The organism is Tabrizicola fusiformis, assembly GCF_013328815.1.
Lineage (GTDB): Bacteria > Pseudomonadota > Alphaproteobacteria > Rhodobacterales > Rhodobacteraceae > Fuscibacter.
In genome coordinates this window covers 68,958-87,543 of the sequence record NZ_JABUHN010000009.1, presented here as the reverse complement: position 1 = coordinate 87,543, position 18,586 = coordinate 68,958, and the positions used below count along the sequence as shown (strand labels likewise).

The following is an 18,586-nucleotide window of genomic DNA, read 5'->3' as shown; positions in this document are numbered from 1 at the left end:
GCCTGACTGCGGCTCAGACTGAAAAGGCATCCGCCCATTCGGGATGTTTCTTGCGTTGCGCATTCACGAAGGGGCACAGCGGCATGATCTTGAAGCCGCTGGCCCGCGCATCCGCCACCATCGCCTCGACCAGCGCCAGCCCGGCGCCCGTGCCACGAAAACTGTCGGGCACGCCGGTATGGTCGGCGATGATCAGCGTCGGAGAGGTGACCGAAAAGGTCACCTCCGCCTCTTCGCCATTGCGGCGCAGCACATAGCGGCCCTTGTGGCCGTTCAGTTCCTTGACGATCTCAGTCAACGATTGTGGCCTCCGTTGCGGCCCGCAACTCGGCCTCGGTCACGCCATCGGCAATCTGCACGATCTTCAGGCCGCCCGGCACCACATCCAGCACGCCCAGATTGGTGATGATGCGGTTCACCACCGCCTTGCCCGTCAGCGGCAGGGTGCAGGATTTCAGCACCTTGCTCTCGCCATGCTTGCTGGTGTGGTCCATCACCACCACCACGCGGCCAACCCCCGCCACAAGGTCCATCGCGCCGCCCATGCCCTTGACCAGCTTGCCCGGAATCATCCAGTTCGCCAGATCGCCATTCTCGGCCACTTCCATCGCGCCCAGAATCGCCATGGCAATCTTGCCGCCACGGATCATGGCGAAAGACTGCGCAGAATCGAAATAGGCGGTCTGCGGCAGTTCGGTGATGGTCTGCTTGCCGGCATTGATCAGGTCGGCATCCTCATCGCCCTCAAAGGGGAAGGGGCCCATGCCCAACATGCCGTTTTCCGATTGCAGCGTCACATTCACGCCCTCGGGGATGTAATTCGACACCAGCGTCGGAATCCCGATGCCAAGGTTGACATAGGTGCCGTCCTGCAATTCCTGCGCCGCCCGCGCGGCGATCTGGTTGCGGTCCCACATGGCTCAAACCTCCCGCTTGCGGACAGTCCGCTGTTCGATGCGTTTTTCGTGGTCGCCCTGAATCAGGCGATGCACATAGATCCCCGGCAGGTGGATGTGGTCGGGGTCAAGGCTGCCCAGCGGCACGATCTCCTCGACCTCCGCGATGCAGACCCGGCCTGCGGTCGCGGCGGGCGGGTTGAAGTTGCGGGCGGTCTTGCGGAAGATCAGGTTGCCCGAGGGATCGGCCTTCCACGCCTTGACGATCGAGATGTCGGTGACGATCCCGGTTTCAAGGATGTAATCCTGCCCGTTGAAATTCTTCACCTCCTTGCCCTCGGCAATCACCGTGCCGACGCCGGTCTTGGTGTAAAAGCCGGGAATCCCCGCCCCCCCGGCGCGCAGCCGTTCGGCCAGCGTGCCTTGCGGGTTGAACTCCAGCTCCAGCTCGCCCGACAGGTATTGCCGCATGAATTCGGCATTCTCGCCCACATAAGAGGAGATCATCTTCTTCACCTGCCGTGTCGCCAGCAGCACGCCCAGACCAAACCCGTCCACGCCCGCATTGTTCGAGGCAATGGTCAGATCCTTGGTGCCGGCGTCCCTGATCGCCGCAATCAGCAATTCCGGAATGCCGCAGAGGCCAAAGCCCCCGGCGGCAATCGTCATGCCGTCAAACAGCAGGCCATCAAGCGCCGCCGCGGCATTCGGATAGATTTTCTTCATCGGTTCCCTCCGCCCGAACCTTGCTACACCCATTGCGGGGAACGCCCCCCGACCGGGTTTTCGGATGCGGTGATCCTGAAAGATTGCCCTTGCCGCGACCATCCGTAAGAATACTTAGATGCCTAAGTAGCCTGCCGGAGCGCCCATGCCCCCCGCACCCCCCTCCCGCGCCCGCGATCTTGAGCGGCTGGCGTTTCAGAACGCCCCCGATGCCACGCTGATCCTGGCCGACCGCATCATCCTGCATGCCAGCCTGCGGGTGGAGGCGGTCTTCGGCTGGACCCCGCGCGAGGTGGAGGGGCAGTCGGTGCGGATGCTTTACCCCGGCCAGACCGATTACGAGGTGATCGGCGCCCGTGCCCGCAAGGCGATGCAGGATCAGCCGGTCTATCATGACGAACGCTTCATGCGCCGCAAGGATGGGCAGGTGGTCTGGATGGAGGGGCGGGGGGCGGCGCTGGACCGCGACGACCCGCAGCGGCTGGCGATCTGGACCTATCGCCCGCTGGAAAGCGGCGCTGGCCCGGCCAACCAGCTTACCCCGGCGGAAAAGCGGGTGGCGCGCTATCTGGTCAACGGCTTTACCAGTAAGGAAATCGCGCTGGCGCTGGAATGTTCGCCCCGCACGGTCGAGGTGCATCGCGCCAACATGGTCCGCAAGCTGATGGTGCGAAACAGCTTTGAACTGGTCCACCGCCTGCTGGCCGCCCCACCCACCTGACCGCGCCCGCTTGCCGCCGCCGCGCCCCGGCCCTAAGGTGCCGCCTCTGGCCCGCGTGGTGGAACGGTAGACACAGGGGACTTAAAATCCCTAGCCTTCGGGTGTGCGAGTTCAAGTCTCGCCGCGGGCACCAGAGACGGCGGAGCGCAAACGCAAGCTGCCGCCCGTGCCTCAGCCCGCCAGCCCGCCACAGGTTTCGGGGTTCTGAAAGCAGGGATCGGCGAAAGAGCCCTCGCCCCCCGAAGCGTTCAGCTCTTCGGCCTTGGCTTCGGCGGCCTTGCGTGTGGCGCGCCGGCCCTTGCCTTCGACGATCACGCCAAAGCCGTCATCATTGACGACGGCCGCCCAGCAGTCCCGACCCTTGCACTGCACCTCATGGGCGGTGAAGGTCGGGCTGTCGGGGCCGGCGACAGCGGCGGTTGCAAAAAAAAGACCCAGCGCGCAGGCAGTAAAAAGCGATTTCATGGTAAATCTCTGTATGAGTTCAACCATTCCTTGTGGATGGCTCTGCATTTCTCGCGCTATGATTTTGCAAGGGTAAGTCTGGAATGCCTGACTTGCGCGCTCAGACCACCTCCTTGACCGCCTCCATCGCCACATAGGTCGAGGTGGCGGCGACATGGGGCAGGGCGCTGATCCGCTCGGCCAGCACGCGGCGGTAATCCTGAATGTCCGAGGTTCGCACTTTCAGAAGATAGTCAAAGCGGCTGGCAATCATGTGGCATTGCTCAATCTCCGGCACCGCCAGCACGGCGCGGTTGAACGCCTGCAACGCCGCCTCGCGGGTGTCCGACAGCCGCACCTCGACAAAGGCGACATGGGCCTGCCCCATGCGGATCGGGTCCAGAATCGCGCGGTAGCCGGTGATCACCCCGGCCTCTTCCAGCCGTTTCAGCCGGGTCTGCACCGGCGATTTCGACAGCCCGATCCGCCGCGCCAGTTCGGTGGCGCTGACCCTGCCGTCAACCGACAATTCCCGCAGGATCGCCCGGTCGAAACCATCCATCTCAATCCGATCCATTCGGCCCGCCTTTCCGCAAAATTTCAGCCGATCCGCCCGCAGAAACTGGCAAGAACGGGAAAACAGCCTGCATCATTGCCTGTATCATGGGCCAAAGCAGCAGGGGAAGCACCATGATCCGCGACATGACATCGGCCTGGGACATCATCGACCATCAGTCGCTTGCCGATGAGGCCGCATTGATCCGCACCCTGATCGCCGAGGCCGGGCTTTCGGCCGAGGATCGCACCCGCATCGCAACGTCCGGCGCCGATCTGGTCCGCCGCATCCGCGCCAGCGTAAAGCCCGGGCTGATGGAGGTCTTCCTTGCCGAATACGGGCTTTCGACCGAAGAGGGTATCGCGCTGATGTGTCTGGCCGAGGCGCTTCTGCGGGTGCCCGATGCCGAAACCATGGATGCGCTGATCGAAGACAAGATCGCGCCCTCCGACTGGGGTCGCCACCTTGGCCGCTCCGCCTCGTCCCTCGTCAACGCCTCAACCTGGGCGCTGATGCTGACGGGCAAGGTGCTGGAAGACCGCGAGCCGGGGGTGGTCGGCCATCTGCGCGCCGCGATGAAACGGTTGGGAGAGCCGGTGATCCGCACCGCCGTCACCCGCGCGATGAAGGAAATGGGCCGCCAGTTCGTGCTGGGCGAAACCATTGAATCCGCGATGAAACGCGCCCGGGAACTGGAAGCCAAAGGCTACACCTACAGCTATGACATGCTGGGCGAGGCCGCGCGGACCGAGGCGGATGCCCGCCGCTATCACCTCTCCTATTCCAAGGCGATCACCGCAATCGCCGCCGCCGCCGACAAGGGCGACATCCGCAGCAATCCCGGGATTTCGGTGAAACTCTCGGCCCTGCATCCCCGCTATGAGGTCGCCAAACGCGCCCGCGTGATGGAGGAACTGGTGCCCCGCGTCCGCGCGCTGGCCGGTCTGGCGCGCGCCGCCGGCCTTGGCTTCAACATCGACGCCGAAGAAGCCGACCGTCTGGCCCTCTCGCTTGAGGTGATCGAGGCCACACTCTCGGACCCGGCGCTGAAGGGCTGGGACGGGTTCGGCGTGGTGGTGCAGGCGTATGGCCGCCGTGCGGGCGCCGTGCTGGACTGGCTTTACGGCCTGTCGGTGCGGCTGGACCGCAAGATCATGGTCCGGCTGGTGAAAGGCGCCTATTGGGACGCCGAGGTGAAGCGGGCGCAGGTGCTGGGCCTGGCCTCTTTCCCGGTCTTCACCCGCAAACAGGCCACCGATGCCAGCTATATCGCTAATGCGCGCAAGCTTCTGGGCATGACCGACCGCATCTATCCGCAATTCGCCGGCCATAACGCCCATACCGTCGCCGCCATTCTGGATATGGCCGAACAAACCGGCATTCCCCTGCGCGATTTTGAGTTTCAGCGCCTGCATGGCATGGGTGAACGCCTGCATGACATCGTGCTGGCCGACCGCGGCACCCGCTGCCGCATCTATGCGCCTGTGGGCGCGCATCGTGACCTTCTGGCCTATCTGGTGCGGCGGCTGTTGGAAAACGGCGCCAACTCCAGCTTCGTGAACCAGATCGTGGACGAGGATGTGCCCGCCGAGCGTGTGGCCGCCTGCCCGCTGACCGCGCTTGAAGGCATGGAATCGCTGGCCAATCCGGCGATCCTGACCGCGCCGGACCTGTTCCCCGGGCGGCGCAATTCGGCGGGCTTCGACCTGACCGACACGGGCGATCTCGCCCGGATCGAGGCCGCCCGCGCCCCCCATATGGCCCCCCCGTTCGAGGCGCAGCCGATGCTTGCGGGCCGCATGGCGGGCGGCGCGCGTCTGGCCGTGGCCAACCCGGCCACCGGCGCCCCGGTCGGCCATGTCACCCTTGCCAGCACCGCCGATGTCGATACCGCCCTGCGGCTGGCCGAACCCTGGGCCGCCGAACCGGCGATCCGGGCTGAGGTGCTGAACCGCGCCGCCGACCTCTATGAGGCGCATTTCGGCGAAATCTTCGCCCTTCTGGCGCGCGAGGCGGGCAAGACGCTGGCCGATGCCGTGGCCGAACTGCGCGAGGCGGTGGACTTCCTGCGCTATTACGCCACCGGCGCCGCCCAACCCTATCCGGCGCGCGGGGTCTTTGCCTGCATCAGCCCATGGAACTTCCCACTGGCGATCTTCTCGGGCCAGATCGGCGCCGCGCTGGCCGCCGGAAACGCCGTGCTGGCCAAACCGGCGGAACAGACGCCGCTGATTGCCGCCTTTGCCGTGCGTCTGTTGCATCAGGCCGGGGTGCCCGCCACGGCGCTGCAACTCCTGCCCGGCGACGGGCAGGTGGGCGCCGCCCTGACCCGCGATGCGCGGGTGAAAGGCGTGGCCTTCACCGGATCGACCGAAACCGCCCTGCTGATCCGCCGCGCAATGACCGAACACCTTGACCCCTCCGCACCGCTGATTGCCGAAACCGGCGGGCTGAACGCGATGATCGTGGACAGCACCGCCCTGCCCGAACAGGCGGTGCGCGACATCCTCGGCTCCAGCTTCCAGTCGGCGGGGCAACGCTGTTCGGCGCTGCGCTGCCTCTATGTGCAGGAAGACGTTGCCGAAACCGTTACCGAAATGCTGTTCGGCGCCATGGCGGAACTGGCCTTGGGCGATCCGGCCGACCTTTTCACCGACATCGGCCCGGTGATCGACGCCGAGGCGCAGCAGGGCATCGCCGATTACATCGCCGCCGCCCGGGCCGAGGGCCGGGTGATGCAGGAAATGGCGGCGCCCAAGGCCGGCCATTTCATCGCCCCCACCGTGATCCGCGTCAAAGGCATCGAAGACATGCCGCGTGAGATCTTCGGCCCCGTGCTGCACATCGCCACCTTCAGGGCGGGCGAGATTGACGCCGTGGTCGGCGCGATCAACGCCACCGGCTATGGGCTTACCCTTGGCCTGCATACCCGCATTGATGACCGGGTGCAGGCGGTGGTGGATGCCGCCCATGTCGGCAACATCTATGTCAACCGCAACCAGATCGGCGCGGTTGTGGGCAGCCAACCCTTTGGCGGTGAAGGTCTTTCCGGCACCGGGCCCAAGGCGGGCGGCCCCGATTACCTGCCCCGTTTCACCCGCAACGCAGCCCCCGCAACCGCCCCCGACAGCCGTGAGATGCCCGAGGCCGAGGTGGCGACTGCCCTGCGCCTTGCGCTGCCCGCAGCCATGCCCGAGGCGCGGGTGCTGCCCGGTCCGACCGGCGAATCGAACCGGCTGACCGCGCTGCCGCGCCTGCCCCTTCTTTGCCTTGGCCCCTCGCCAGAGGCGGCGCTGGCACAGGCCGAGGCGGTGCGCGCCCTTGGCGGCCGCGCGGTTGAGGCGCCGGGGCTGGCGCCCTTGGCCCTTGCGCGGCTCGACGGGTTTGGCGGTGCGCTCTGGTGGGGCGATGCCGAAGGCGCCCGGGCCCGGGCCCGGGCGCTGGCCGGGCGCAAAGGCCCGATCCTGCCGCTGATCACCGACCGGCCCGACACCGCGCATGTGCTGCTTGAACGGCATGTCTGCATCGACACCACCGCTTCGGGTGGCAATGCGCAGCTTCTGGCCGAGGTGGGCGCCGCCTGAGCCGGGCAGAGGGGCCAACGCGCCCCTCCGCGCTCTATCCTGTCAGATCAGCCATTGCGCCAGCAACATCAGCGCGCCGGATACGGCCCAGCTTCCGGCGTCAATGTTGCGGCTGGTGGCGCCCAGCTTCTTGAAAGCATTGTTGGAATAGCCCATCACGATGAAGGCCACGATGCCAAGGATCAGCGGCCCCGTCATTCCCCGCGCCACCATCACGCCCACGAAGACCGCATACAGCACCAGTCCCAGCGTGAGCGAGCCAAACGCCGCCCCCATCGGGTCTTCGCGCCGATGCTGCACCCCGGCCGAAGCGCTCCATGCCGGGTAAAACCCTTTGGGTGAATACCAGAACCAGCCCACGCCAAAGGCCAGCACCGCACCCACCGCCACCGCAATCCAGTCCACCCCTGCAAACACGCCGCATCCCTCCTGTCTGATGGGCCAAGGATGCCAAAGCTGCGGCGCGCTGTCGCAGGAAAAATGCGCCGCTTCGGCGCAATTGGTTAACGCCGCGGGCGGCGGCGCTGTGTCACTACGCTGTATCTACGCAAAAAATACGCAGAACAGACGGAAAAACGACAGAGAAAAGCGCGGAAATCTCCGGGTTAATCCAGCGTTCTCAATGCATTGCGCCGCAAGCCGCGCATCCGGCCCGCCGCTTGACCGCAATCACCCGGCTTTCGGCATAAAGCGCATCGTGGATCAGCAGGCGGCCCGCAAGCGTCTCTCCGGCGCCCGTCAGATGCTTGACCGCCTCCATCGCCATCATGGCGCCGATGATGCCGGGCAAAGGCGCCGCGACCCCCGCCTCGGCGCAGGCGGGCACCATGCCGGGCAGCGGGCGCTCGGGGAAAACACATTCGTAACAAGGGGTTCCATGGGCCGGATCGTAAAGGGAAAGCTGCCCCTCCCATTGGGTCATCGCCCCGGCGATCAGCGGCTTGCCCAGTTTTGCGCAGGTCCGGTTGACCAGATAGCGGGTGTCGAAATTGTCGGTGCCATCCAGCACAAGGTCATACTCGGCGATCAGCGCCTCGGCAATTTCGGCATCCAGCCGCCGCTGATAGGGGCGCACCTCGACAAAGGGGTTCAGCGCCTTGACCGCGATTTCGGCAGATTGGGTTTTCGCCATGCCAATCCGTTGATCTGAATGAATAATCTGCCGTTGCAGGTTCGATCCCTCAACCCGGTCATCGTCGATTACCCCCAGCGTGCCCACCCCGCTTGCCGCCAGATACAACAGCGCCGGAGAGCCCAACCCCCCCGCGCCGATCACCAGAACCTTGGCCGATTTCAGCCGCATCTGCCCCGGCCCGCCAATCTCGCGCAAGAGGATATGGCGGGAATAGCGGTCCAGTTCAGCCTGCCGGAAGGGGCCTTCCTCAGAGGCGGCGGGTGTCGTGCGCGCCTTCAAGTGTTTGAGACCAATGGCATAAATCAGCACCAACCCGGCAGCGCCCCCCAGAACGGCCCAACCCGCCGCGCTGCCGCCCAGCGTCTGCCGCAGGCCCGCGCCCTCCGGCAGCACGAGATGCGCCAGAATGATCGCCGCCCAAAGCACCGCCAGCGCCGCCAGCCGCAGCGCGACGGGCACCCGCAGCAGCCAACCCAGCCCCCAAAGCCCCGCGGCCAGCCCCAGAACCAGCATCACCGCCGCCCGGTTGAGCCGAAGCCCCCGGCTCCACGCGCAGTTTCGTCAAGCGTTTCAACAACTTCATAGCTGGCCTGCAAGACCGGCGCGATCACGCATTGCGCGATCCGATCCCCATGCTGCACGGTGAAATCCGCCTCGCCAAGGTTCACCAGCGCCACGCCCAAAGGTCCGCGATAATCGCTGTCGATGGTGCCCGGCGTGTTGGGCAGGGTGATGCCATGGCGGACCGCAAGGCCCGAGCGCGGGCGGATCTGCATTTCGTAACCCACTGGGATTGCTACACGAATGCCCGTGGGCACCACCAGCCGCTGCATCGGACGCAGCACGATCCCCCCTTGTCGCATTTCGGGTGGCAGGTTGGCGCAGATATCGGCCCCCGCACTTCCCGCCGTCTGATAGGCGGGCAGCGGCAGGCTGCGGTCGGCCCAATCTTCCCAAACCACCTGCACCAGCGGAGTCATTTGGCTTTAACCCTTTGTTTCAACGCGATTTACCGCATCCGCAATCCGCGCGGCCAGCCGCCGCGCCACCGCGTCCTTGGCCATGCGGGGCCAGGTTTCGGCCCCTTCGGCATCAATCACCGTCACCGCGTTTTCGCTGCCCCCCATGATCCCCGTCGCGGGCGAGACATCATTGGCAACGATCCAGTCGCAGCCTTTGCGCAGCCGCTTGGCCGTGGCATGGTCCACCACTTTCTCGGTTTCCGCGGCAAAGCCGACGACCAGCGCGGGGCGTTGGGAAGCCTTTGAAATCCAAGCCAGAATGTCGGGGTTCTCGGCGAATTCCAACACGGGCAGGCGGCCCGAGCCGTCCTTCTTGATCTTCTGCGCCCCGGCATTGGCGACCCGCCAATCGGCCACCGCCGCCGCCATTACCGCCACATCGGCGGGCAGCGCCGCCTCGACCGCCGCACGCATTTCGGCGGCGGTTTCCACCCGCACCACCGCCACGCCTTCGGGCGGCGGAACCGAGGCGGGGCCGGTCACAAAGGTCACCTTTGCCCCCAGATCGCGCAGCGCCGCCGCAACGGCGGTGCCCTGCGCGCCCGAAGAGCGGTTGGCAATATAACGAACCGGATCAATGGGTTCATGGGTCGGGCCAGAGGTGACCAGCACATGCTTTCCCACCAGCGGCCCCCGCACCAGCGCCGCACGGATCGCCTCCAGAATGGCAGGCGGTTCGGCCAGACGGCCCGGCCCATATTCGCCGCAGGCCATGTCGCCTTCGTCCGGGCCGACGAACAGCACCCCGTCGGCGCGCAGTTGCGCAAGATTGCGCTGCGTCGCCGGATGCTGCCACATTCGCACATTCATCGCCGGCGCCGCCAGAACCCGGGTATCGGTCGCCAGCAGCAGGGTGGAGGCCAGATCCTCGGCCCGCCCGCCCGCCATCTTGGCCAGAAGGTCCGCCGTCGCAGGCGCCACCACGATCAGATCAGCCACCCGGGAAAGCTGGATATGGCCCATCTCCGCCTCATCCGTGAGGTCGAACAGCGCCTGATAGACCTTTTCCCCCGCAAGGGCCGAAACCGACAACGGGGTGACGAACTCGGCCCCGCCTGCGGTCAGAACCGGGGTCACATGCACGCCTTCGGCCTTCAAGAGCCTGATAAGAAGCAAGGATTTATAGGCTGCGATGCCGCCGCCGATGATCAGAAGTATCCGCTTGCCTGCCAGCATCTGGCCTCTCCCGCCGCCCGTTGCCAAGCATTAGGCCCGCAGGCGCCGCGGCACAAGTCGGGCGCACAAGCCGGGCGCACGGGTCAGGCAAGGAAGGCCATCACCTCGGGCGCGGCTTCGGTCAGCGACTTGCGCAGCTTGCCATAGGCCGCCGCCTCCAACTGCCGGATGCGCTCTTTCGACAGGCCCAGCTCGCTGCCAAGGCTTTCCAGCGTCCGCGGCTCGTCGCGCAACCGGCGCTCGATCACGATATGCCGCTCGCGCGGGTTCAGCCCGGCCATCGCCTGTGCCAGCCAGCCGCGCAGCCGGGCGCGGTCATGTGCCGCCTCCACCTGTGCTTCGGCCTGCGGGGCGTCGTCTGGCAGAACTTCAATCCACTCGCGCCCCTCATCCTCGGCCTGCGTGGCATTGAGCGAGGCGTCCATGCCCGCCAGCCGCCCCTCCATCATCTGCACCTCGGCCAGCGTCACGCCGATCTCTGACGCCACCTTTTCGCGCAACTGTGCCGCGTCCAGAACCTCGCCCCGCGCGTGCGCCTCGCGCTCAAGCTTGGCCTGCACCCGGCGCAGGTTGAAGAACAGCGCCTTTTGCCCCGAGGTGGACCCGGTCCGCACCAGTGACCAGTTGCGCATCACATGATCCTGTATCCCGGCCTTGATCCACCACACGGCATAGGTGGAAAACCGCACCCCCCGGTCAGGGTCGAATTTCTCGGCAGCCTTCATCAGACCCAGCGCCGCCTCCTGCACAAGGTCGTTCATCGGCGCGCCATAGCGGCGGAACCGCGCCGCCGTCGCAATCGCGAGCCGCATATAGGCCGTCACCAGCCGGTGCAGCGCGGCGGTATCGCCGTGATCGCGCCAGGCGCGGGCCAGGGCTGCCTCGGTCTCGGCATCCAGAAGCTCTGCCGCCCGCGCTTGGCGCGACAGGGTTTGATCGCTATATCCGTCCAGCGCCATGACGCCCCCCGATTGGCAATCCTGCGGCCCTTTGCCGGGCCAAACTTTCATACGGAAAACATCTTTGACCGGATCACCGCCCCCCGCCGATTTCCCGAAACTGACGCTGGTGACCGGCGGCGCGCGGTCTGGCAAATCGCGGTTGGCTGAACGTCTGGTGCGGGCCTCTGGCCTGCCGCTGACCTATATCGCCACCGCCGAAGCCTGGGATGATGAGATGCGTGCGCGGATCGCCGCGCACCGGCAGGACCGCGGCGCAGGCTGGACCACCATCGAGGCGCCGCGTGATGTGGCGGGGGCGCTGGCCGGGGCAGGGGGGGCGGTGCTGATCGACTGCGCCACCCTGTGGCTGACCAACACCCTGCTCGCCGGGGCGGAGCTGGAGGCCGAGATTGCGGCCCTGCTGGCGGCGCTTACCCAAGCTGCCGGCCCGGTGGTGGTTGTCTCGAACGAGGTCGGCTGGGGCATCGTGCCCGAAAACGCCCTTGCCCGTGCCTTTCGTGACGAACAGGGGCGGCTGAACCAGCGCCTCGCGGCAGAGGCCGATCTGGTGGTGGGGGTCATGGCGGGGCTGCCGCTTGTTCTCAAAGGCAAATTGCCGGAGGGGATATGACGCGCCTCTGGTGGGTCCGCCACGGTCCGACCCATGCGCGGGCCTTTGCCGGCTGGCGCGACATTCCCGCCGACCTGTCCGACCATGCCGCCCTTGCCCGGCTGAACGCCCATCTGCCGCGTCCGGCGCTCTTGGTGTCCTCGGACCTGATCCGCGCCTCGGCCACGGCCGATGCACTTGGCCCTGGCCGCCGCCGCCTGCCCGATGACCCCGCCCTGCGCGAGTTTCACTTCGGCGACTGGGACGGATTGCCCTTCACCGAGGTCGCCACCCGCTGGCCCGACCTCTCGCGCCGCTATTGGGAGGAGCCGGGCCATATCGCCCCGCCGAACGGCGAAAGCTGGATCGCCGCCGCCGCCCGGATAGACGCCGCGGCTGACGCTCTGGCCGCCGCCCACCCCGGGCAAGACATCATCGCCGTGGCTCATTTCGGCGCGATCCTGACCCAGGTTCAGCGCGCCGCCGCGATTTCCCCCTATGAGGCGCTGGCACAGGATATCGCCAACCTCTCGGTCACCTGCCTGCAGCTGGATGGCGGGCGCTGGAGCCTTCTCGGCGTCAATCACCGCCCGTGATGGAGCGCCCCACAAATCATCGCTTTTCAGGATGCCGCACCCCCCCTAGCTTCGGCTCTGACAGGAAGGGAAGTGATGATGACCTATGACCTCGTGATCGGTGACAGGGCCTATTCAAGCTGGTCGCTGCGCGGCTGGCTGTTGTTCGACGCCTTCGGCATTCCGGTAAAGACCCGGCTCGCCCGGCTCTACTCCGACGAATTGCCGAATATGCTCAAAGAGTTCTTCCCCGGCAAAACCGCCCCCACCATGCGCACGCCGGATGGGGTGGTGGTGCCCGAAACCATCGCCATCGCCGAAGAACTGGCCAGCCGCCACCCCGAAGCCGGCCTCTGGCCTGCCGACCCCCGGGCGCGCGCCGTGGCACGGGTTCTGGCCGCCGAGATGCATGCAGGCTTTACCGCCCTGCGCAACCATTGCCCGATGAACCTGCGCGTCAGCTACACCACCTGCGAACCGCCTGCCGAGGTGCTGGCCGACCTCGCCCGGCTGGAGACGCTCTGGGGCTGGGCCTGGGACCAGACCGGCAACAACCCATGGCTTGCCGGCGCCTATTCGACGGCAGATGCCTTCTTTGCCCCTGTGGCGACGCGGATCGCCACCTATAACCTGCCGGTGTCACCCCGGGCCATGGCCTATGTGCAGGCGCATCTTGCGCATCCCAGCTTCCGCCGCTGGCGGGCGATGGGGCTGGTCGATGGGGCCGACCAACCCTTCTACCGCCGCGACTGGCCGCGCCGCCCCTGGCCCGGCCCGGTGCCGCTGGCCGCCCGCGCCGTCGAGGGTACTGCTGCCGAAAACACCGCCTGCCCCTATTCGGGCAAGCCGGTGACCCATGTTCTGGAACTGGACGGCCGCCGCTTCGGCTTCTGCAACGCCTTTTGCCGCGACAAGACGGTGGCCGACGCCGAAGCCTGGGCGCCGTTCATGGCCCTGCGCGGCTGACCTTCATCTTGGCCCAAATATCCCCGCCGGAGGCGCAGGCATCCACCTGCACCCCCGCCGGGGCCTCCGGGCCAAAATTCTTCGCCGAAGAATTTTCCCGCGCCGGTCCTGCGCCGTCGTTAACCTTTGCTCAACCATTGCGCCCTACCGGTTAACCATTGGTAAGGAGCATCCCATGGTCGCACGGGCCTTTACGGTGGCCTTCGAAGGGGTCGAGGCGCGGCTGGTCGAGGTGCAATGTGCCGTCACCCCCGGCGTGCCGAATTTCGCGCTGGTGGGCCTGCCGGACAAGGCGGTTTCCGAGGCGCGCGAACGGGTTCGCGCCGCCATCGCCGCCCTGTCGATCGCGCTGCCCTCCAAGCGTATCACCGTCAACCTCTCCCCCGCCGATCTTCCGAAAGAGGGCAGCCATTTCGACCTGCCCATCGCGCTGGCCCTGCTGGCCGCGCTGGACATCCTGCCCAAGGAAGAGGTCGAACACACGCTGGCGCTGGGGGAATTGTCGCTGGATGGCCGGTTGATCCCGGTCACCGGCGCCTTGCCTGCGGCCATGGCAGCGGCGGAAGAGGACAAGACGTTGCTTTGCCCCAAGGGGTGCGGCGCCGAGGCGGCCTGGGTCGGTGCGGCCGAGGTTCTTGCCGCCGCCTCGCTCAACGATGTGGTGCGCCATTATACCGGCCAATCCGCCCTCAGCCCCGCCGAGGCGGGTGAGGTCACCCCCTTGCCCAGCGGCCGCGACCTGCGCGAGGTCAAAGGGCAGGAACGTGCCAAACGCGCGCTGGAAATCGCGGCGGCCGGGCGGCACCATCTGATGATGGTCGGCTCTCCCGGTTCGGGAAAGTCGATGCTGGCGGCCAGATTGCCGGGCATCCTGCCGCCCCTGGCGGCGCAAGAGGCGCTGGAAACCTCGATGATCCATTCGCTGGCCGGGTTGCTGAACGAAGGCGGCATCTCCCGCGCCCGTCCGTTCCGCGAACCGCATCACACCGCCTCGATGGCGGCCATCGTCGGGGGGGGGAAGGGCGCCAAGCCCGGGGAAATCTCGCTCGCCCATAATGGCGTGCTGTTCATGGACGAGTTTCCCGAGTTTTCCCGGGCGGTGCTGGAAACCCTGCGCCAGCCGATCGAGACCGGCGAGGTGGTCGTGGCCCGCGCGAATGCCCATATCCGCTATCCCTGCCGCTTTCTGCTGGTCGCGGCGGCAAATCCCTGCAAATGCGGCTATCTTACCGATCCCGCCCGGGCCTGCGCCCGGGTTCCGCTCTGCGGTGACGACTACCTTGGCCGGATTTCGGGGCCGCTGATGGACCGCTTCGATCTGCGCGTGGAAGTGCCGCCGGTTGCCTTTACCGATCTTGATCTGCCCGCCTCCGGCGACAGTTCGGCCATTGTTGCCGCGCGGGTCGAGGCCGCGCGCGCGCGCCAGAACGCCCGCTTTGCCGATCACCCGCGGGTGCGCGTCAATGCCGATATGGAGGGCCGCCTGCTCGACGAGGTGGCCGCACCCGATGCCGAAGGTCGCGCCCTGCTGAACCGCGTCGCCGAACGCTTCGGCCTCTCGGCCCGCGGCTATCACCGGGTGATGCGGGTGGCCCGCACGATTGCCGACCTTGACGGCACCGCCGAAGTGCGCCTGCCCCATATCGCCGAAGCGGTCAGCTTCCGGCTGATCGCCGGGGCGAAGGCGCATGGCTGAAGCGCCCCTGCGCGGCGGGCGCAGATTGGTGCCTATGCCCGGCGCTTGGCCTCGATCACTTCCCAGATGCGGGCGGCGGCATTGGTGCCATCAAACCGCTCCAGCTCCTGCAATCCGGTGGGCGAGGTCACGTTGATCTCGGTCAGCCAATCGCCGATGACGTCGATCCCGACGAAGACCTGCCCCTTTTCGCGCAGAACCGGCCCGATGGTCCGGCAAATCTCCAGATCGCGCGCCGTCAGCCCGATCTTTTCGGGCCGCCCACCGACATGCATGTTTGAACGGGTCTCTCCCGCCTGCGGCACCCGGTTGATGGCGCCGACCGGCTCGCCATCAACCAGAATCACCCGCTTGTCACCCTTGGCGACATCCGGCAGGAATTTTTGCACGATCAGCGGTTCCCGCGAGAAGCCGGTGAACAATTCATAAAGCGAGGAAAGGTTGCGGTCATTGGCATCCAGCCGGAACACGCCCGCACCACCATTGCCATAGAGCGGCTTGAGGATGATATCGCCATGCCGCGCCTTGAAGGCGCGGATCGTCGCCAGATCGCGGGCAATCGCGGTGGGCGGCGTCAGTTGCGGGAACCGCAGCACCAAAAGCTTCTCGGGATAGTTGCGCACCCAGAACGGATCATTCACCACCAGCGTCTTGGGGTGGATCATGTCCAGCAGATGGGTCGAGGTGATATAGCTCATGTCGAAGGGCGGATCCTGCCGCAGCCAGACCACATCGAAATCGGCCAGATCAACCTCGGTTTCCGGGCCATAGCTGACATGGTTGCCAATCTCGCGGCGCAGCTCGATGGGAAAACCCCGCGCCATGACCCGGCCTTCGACAAAGGCCAGTTTGTCCGGCGTGTAGAAGAACAGCGTATGGCCGCGCGCCTGCGCCTCAAGCGCGATGCGGAACGTTGAATCGCCATTGATATTGACCGAACCGATCGGGTCCATCTGCAGCGCGACCTTCAGGGCCATGTTCATCCTCCGGGGCTTGATTGCCCTTAGATGACCCAGACCGCGCCCGGATGCAATTCGTCACGCGGCAAAGGCATTCTCGAGAATCTCGATACGCCCCGCACCATCGACCAGCGCCAGATCGAACCGCACCGGCGTCAACTGCCCGGCGGGTTCGCCGCCAATGAACTCGGCCGCTGCGCCACATATGCGGGCGATCTGCCGTTCCGACAGATGCAGGGCCGCTTCGTCATGGGTCCGGCTCTGCTTGACCTCGATGAAGATCACTTCGGCACCGTCGCGTGCGATCAGGTCGATCTCGCCCGAAATGCCCCGCCAGCGCCGGGCGCAGACCATTCTGCCGGATCGGTTGTAAACCCGCTCCACCGCCTCTTCGGCGTGAAGACCTGCCCGATAGGATTGCAATCCGCTCATTTGTCCCCCCGGCCCAAGGCCATCCGATACACGTCTTTGCGCGGCAAACCGAACGCCTCGGCCACCGCTGCCGCCGCGTCTTTCACCGACATCTCCTGCAGGGCCCGCCCCAGCGCCTGATCGACGGTTTCCGCATCGGCCGCCCGCACTGCCGCCCGGTCGATCACCACCACGATTTCGCCCTTCACCTCCCGATCTGCATAGGCCGCCGCCAGATCGGCCAGCGTTCCCCGGCTGACCTCCTCGAATCGCTTGGTCAGTTCCCGGCAGACGGCCGCCTGTCGTTCTCCTCCCAGAAACTGCACCAAATCCTCTAACAATTGTTGAATGCGTTTCGGCGATTCATAGAGGATCAGGGTTGCCTGCATCGGCGCCAGTTCCCTGAGGAAGGTTTCGCGTGCGCCTTTGGCGGCCGGGGGGAAGCCTGCGAACAGAAAACGGTCCGAGGGCAGGCCCGAGACGGTCAGCGCGCACAGCACCGCCGAGGGGCCGGGGGCGGCCAGCACCGTCTGACCCGCTGCCACCGCCGCCCGCGCCAGTTCGAAGCCGGGGTCAGACACCAGCGGCGTTCCGGCCTCGGAGGCATAGGCCACGCTCTTGCCCGCTGCCATTGCCGACAGCAGCCGTGGCAGGGCCTGCGGGGCGTTGTGTTCGTGATAGGCCACCAACGGGCGCCCGTTCAGCGCCACGCCGTGAATTTCCATCAGATGGCGCAGGGTGCGAGTGTCTTCCGCTGCCAGCACATCGGCCGAGGCCAGAATGTCCAGCGCGCGCAAGGTGATGTCGCGCGCCGCCCCGATCGGGGTCGAGATGAAATGCAGGCCCGCCGCAAGGGGCCGGGTCTCGGGCGTCAGTTTGCCGATTGTCACCGCGGCCTCTCTCTTTGGTTCAACGCAAGTTTACTTCCCCCGGCGATGGCCTTAGGCTTGCCTCCCAATTGCCGTGCCTTTGGGAGTGAGGATTTCCCCATGTTGTCCGTTTTGCGCCGCGCCCGCAAGTCGCTGGGTTCTCTTGCTCTTTCGCTTGCTGCGGTTGCCCTTGCGGCCTGCACGCCGGGCGCCGCTCCGGGGCCGACCTCGGGCAGCGGCAAGGTCCAGGTGGCTTTGCTGGTGCCCTCGGGTTCGGGTCAGGCCAGTGACGAGCTGCTGGCGCGGTCGCTGCAGAATGCGGCGCGGATGGCGATTTCCGACCTGAACGGGGTGCAGATCGACCTGCGGGTCTACAACACCGCCGGCCAGCCGTCGCAGGCCGCCGCGATGGCGACCAAGGCGGTGGCCGAGGGCGCGCAGGTGATCCTTGGCCCGGTCTATGCGCAAGAGGCGAATGCGGCGGGGGTGGCGGTGGCCGCCAGCGGCGTGAACGTTCTGGCCTTCTCGAACAACACTGATATCGCGGGGAATAACGTCTTCGTGCTTGGCCCGACCTTCGACAACACCGCGCGCCGTCTGGCCTCTTATGCGGTGCGTCAGGGCAAGGGCAAGATCATGGTCGTGCATGACCGCAACACGGCCGGAAACCTTGGCCGTGGCGCGATCGAGCGGGGCGTGGCGGTTGCGGGCGGTTCGGTCGTGGCGGTCAGCAGCTATGAGTTTTCGCAGAATGGCGTGGTGCAGGCGGCTCCGGCCATTGTGCAGCAGGCCCGGTCCTCGGGGGCGCAGGCGCTGTTCCTGACCGCCGATACCGCAGGTGCTTTGCCGCTGATCAGCCAGATGCTGGCCGACAACGGCCTGCCGCCCACGACGACGCAGTTCATCGGCCTGACCCGGTGGGACATTCCTGCCGCCACGCTGTCGCTTCCGGGGGTGCAGGGCGGCTGGTTCGCGCTGCCCGATCCGGGCCTTTATGCCCAGTATCAAAGCCGCTATCAGGGCGCCTTCGGCGAGGGGCCGCATCCGATCTCGGGTCTGGCCTATGACGGGATTGCCGCCATCGGCGCGCTGATGAAATCGCGCATGACCGGGCCGGTCAGCAAATCGGCGCTGACCCAAGGTTCGGGTTTTGTCGGCGTGAACGGCATCTTCCGGCTGCGCGGCGATGGCACCAACGAACGCGGTCTGGCCATCGCCCGCATTTCTGGCGGACAGTATCAGGTGATCGACCCTGCCCCGCGCAGCTTCGGCGGCGCCGGGTTCTGATCCGGCCCGGTC

Annotated in this window: 20 protein-coding genes and 1 tRNA gene; 8 read left to right on the top strand and 13 right to left on the bottom strand. The window is 66.4% G+C overall.

What is annotated here, in order from left to right; translation table 11 throughout:
- Positions 1-13 precede the first annotated feature (13 nt).
- Genes HS053_RS15100 through HS053_RS15090 form a run of 3 tightly spaced genes read right to left on the bottom strand, consistent with a single transcriptional unit; the run spans position 14 to position 1,622 of the window.
- A complete protein-coding gene (locus HS053_RS15100; RefSeq protein ID WP_174212097.1) occupies positions 14-298 on the bottom strand; it encodes a GNAT family N-acetyltransferase in 285 nt (94 codons plus the stop codon).
- Entirely contained in the window at positions 291-917 is a 627-nt protein-coding gene (locus HS053_RS15095) for a 3-oxoacid CoA-transferase subunit B (protein ID WP_174212096.1), read from the bottom strand. Before HS053_RS15095 ends, HS053_RS15100 begins: the two co-directional genes overlap by 8 nt.
- A 3-nt stretch (positions 918-920) precedes the next feature.
- Positions 921-1,622, bottom strand: a complete 702-nt coding sequence (locus HS053_RS15090) for a CoA transferase subunit A (protein ID WP_174212095.1) — start codon at positions 1,620-1,622, stop codon at positions 921-923.
- Between the two features lie 145 nt (positions 1,623-1,767).
- Between HS053_RS15090 and HS053_RS15085 the strand changes: the two genes are divergently transcribed.
- Both HS053_RS15085 and HS053_RS15080 read left to right on the top strand, forming a co-directional pair.
- The gene (locus HS053_RS15085) at positions 1,768-2,343 is read left to right on the top strand and encodes a LuxR C-terminal-related transcriptional regulator (protein ID WP_174212094.1); all 576 of its coding nucleotides are present in this window, start codon (positions 1,768-1,770) and stop codon (positions 2,341-2,343) included.
- 49 nt (positions 2,344-2,392) lie between these two features.
- Positions 2,393-2,476: transfer RNA gene (locus tag HS053_RS15080), tRNA-Leu, on the top strand.
- Between the two features lie 38 nt (positions 2,477-2,514).
- Here HS053_RS15080 and HS053_RS15075 read toward each other — a convergent pair.
- Complete coding sequence (locus tag HS053_RS15075; protein ID WP_174212093.1) at positions 2,515-2,808, bottom strand: hypothetical protein; 294 nt, start codon at positions 2,806-2,808, stop codon at positions 2,515-2,517.
- Positions 2,809-2,908: 100 nt separating this feature from the next.
- Entirely contained in the window at positions 2,909-3,364 is a 456-nt protein-coding gene (locus tag HS053_RS15070) for an Lrp/AsnC family transcriptional regulator (protein ID WP_174212092.1), read from the bottom strand.
- Positions 3,365-3,477: 113 nt separating this feature from the next.
- On the opposite strand from HS053_RS15070, the gene putA reads away from it, so the two are divergent.
- Positions 3,478-6,927, top strand: coding sequence for a bifunctional proline dehydrogenase/L-glutamate gamma-semialdehyde dehydrogenase PutA (putA, locus tag HS053_RS15065; protein ID WP_241699884.1), 3,450 nt, complete (start codon positions 3,478-3,480; stop codon positions 6,925-6,927).
- Positions 6,928-6,969: 42 nt separating this feature from the next.
- Here the strand turns inward: putA and HS053_RS15060 are convergent, their stop codons facing one another.
- From HS053_RS15060 to HS053_RS15040, 5 genes are all read right to left on the bottom strand, one after another.
- Entirely contained in the window at positions 6,970-7,344 is a 375-nt protein-coding gene (locus HS053_RS15060; RefSeq protein ID WP_174212091.1) for a DUF1761 family protein, read from the bottom strand.
- A gap of 202 nt (positions 7,345-7,546) precedes the next feature.
- Positions 7,547-8,578, bottom strand: a complete 1,032-nt coding sequence (locus HS053_RS15055) for a molybdopterin-synthase adenylyltransferase MoeB (protein WP_174212090.1) — start codon at positions 8,576-8,578, stop codon at positions 7,547-7,549.
- Positions 8,575-9,042 carry a dUTP diphosphatase gene (gene dut / locus HS053_RS15050; RefSeq protein ID WP_174212089.1) on the bottom strand — a complete coding sequence of 156 codons (468 nt, stop codon included), beginning with the start codon at positions 9,040-9,042 and terminating at the stop codon, positions 8,575-8,577. The genes HS053_RS15055 and dut overlap by 4 nt, the downstream gene beginning before the upstream one ends.
- A 6-nt stretch (positions 9,043-9,048) precedes the next feature.
- Entirely contained in the window at positions 9,049-10,260 is a 1,212-nt protein-coding gene (coaBC, locus tag HS053_RS15045) for a bifunctional phosphopantothenoylcysteine decarboxylase/phosphopantothenate--cysteine ligase CoaBC (RefSeq protein WP_174212088.1), read from the bottom strand.
- A gap of 83 nt (positions 10,261-10,343) precedes the next feature.
- Positions 10,344-11,219: an RNA polymerase factor sigma-32 gene (locus HS053_RS15040; RefSeq protein WP_174212087.1), complete on the bottom strand. Its 876-nt coding sequence runs from the start codon at positions 11,217-11,219 to the stop codon at positions 10,344-10,346.
- A 64-nt stretch (positions 11,220-11,283) separates the two neighbouring features.
- Here HS053_RS15040 and cobU point away from each other — a divergent pair, with 64 nt between their 5' ends.
- The 4 genes from cobU to HS053_RS15020 all read left to right on the top strand — a co-directional run bounded on the left by cobU (position 11,284) and on the right by HS053_RS15020 (position 15,048).
- Positions 11,284-11,832 (top strand): bifunctional adenosylcobinamide kinase/adenosylcobinamide-phosphate guanylyltransferase, encoded by a 549-nt coding sequence (gene cobU, locus HS053_RS15035; RefSeq protein WP_174212086.1) that lies wholly within the window; start codon positions 11,284-11,286, stop codon positions 11,830-11,832.
- A complete protein-coding gene (locus HS053_RS15030) occupies positions 11,829-12,407 on the top strand; it encodes a histidine phosphatase family protein (protein WP_174212085.1) in 579 nt (192 codons plus the stop codon). Before cobU ends, HS053_RS15030 begins: the two co-directional genes overlap by 4 nt.
- A 78-nt stretch (positions 12,408-12,485) precedes the next feature.
- Positions 12,486-13,352: a glutathione S-transferase gene (locus HS053_RS15025; RefSeq protein WP_174212208.1), complete on the top strand. Its 867-nt coding sequence runs from the start codon at positions 12,486-12,488 to the stop codon at positions 13,350-13,352.
- A 175-nt stretch (positions 13,353-13,527) separates the two neighbouring features.
- On the top strand, positions 13,528-15,048 hold the full coding sequence (locus tag HS053_RS15020; RefSeq protein ID WP_174212084.1) for a YifB family Mg chelatase-like AAA ATPase: 1,521 nt from the start codon (positions 13,528-13,530) through the stop codon (positions 15,046-15,048).
- Between the two features lie 32 nt (positions 15,049-15,080).
- Here HS053_RS15020 and gshB read toward each other — a convergent pair whose 3' ends face one another.
- The 3 genes from gshB to rsmI are packed head-to-tail and all read right to left on the bottom strand — an operon-like array spanning position 15,081 to position 17,308.
- The gene (gene gshB, locus HS053_RS15015; RefSeq protein WP_174212083.1) at positions 15,081-16,025 is read right to left on the bottom strand and encodes a glutathione synthase; all 945 of its coding nucleotides are present in this window, start codon (positions 16,023-16,025) and stop codon (positions 15,081-15,083) included.
- 60 nt (positions 16,026-16,085) lie between these two features.
- Complete coding sequence (locus HS053_RS15010) at positions 16,086-16,439, bottom strand: YraN family protein (protein WP_174212082.1); 354 nt, start codon at positions 16,437-16,439, stop codon at positions 16,086-16,088.
- On the bottom strand, positions 16,436-17,308 hold the full coding sequence (gene rsmI, locus HS053_RS15005; RefSeq protein ID WP_174212081.1) for a 16S rRNA (cytidine(1402)-2'-O)-methyltransferase: 873 nt from the start codon (positions 17,306-17,308) through the stop codon (positions 16,436-16,438). The genes HS053_RS15010 and rsmI overlap by 4 nt, the downstream gene beginning before the upstream one ends.
- A 99-nt stretch (positions 17,309-17,407) precedes the next feature.
- Between rsmI and HS053_RS15000 the strand changes: the two genes are divergently transcribed.
- Complete coding sequence (locus HS053_RS15000; protein WP_174212080.1) at positions 17,408-18,574, top strand: penicillin-binding protein activator; 1,167 nt, start codon at positions 17,408-17,410, stop codon at positions 18,572-18,574.
- Positions 18,575-18,586: the final 12 nt, after the last annotated feature.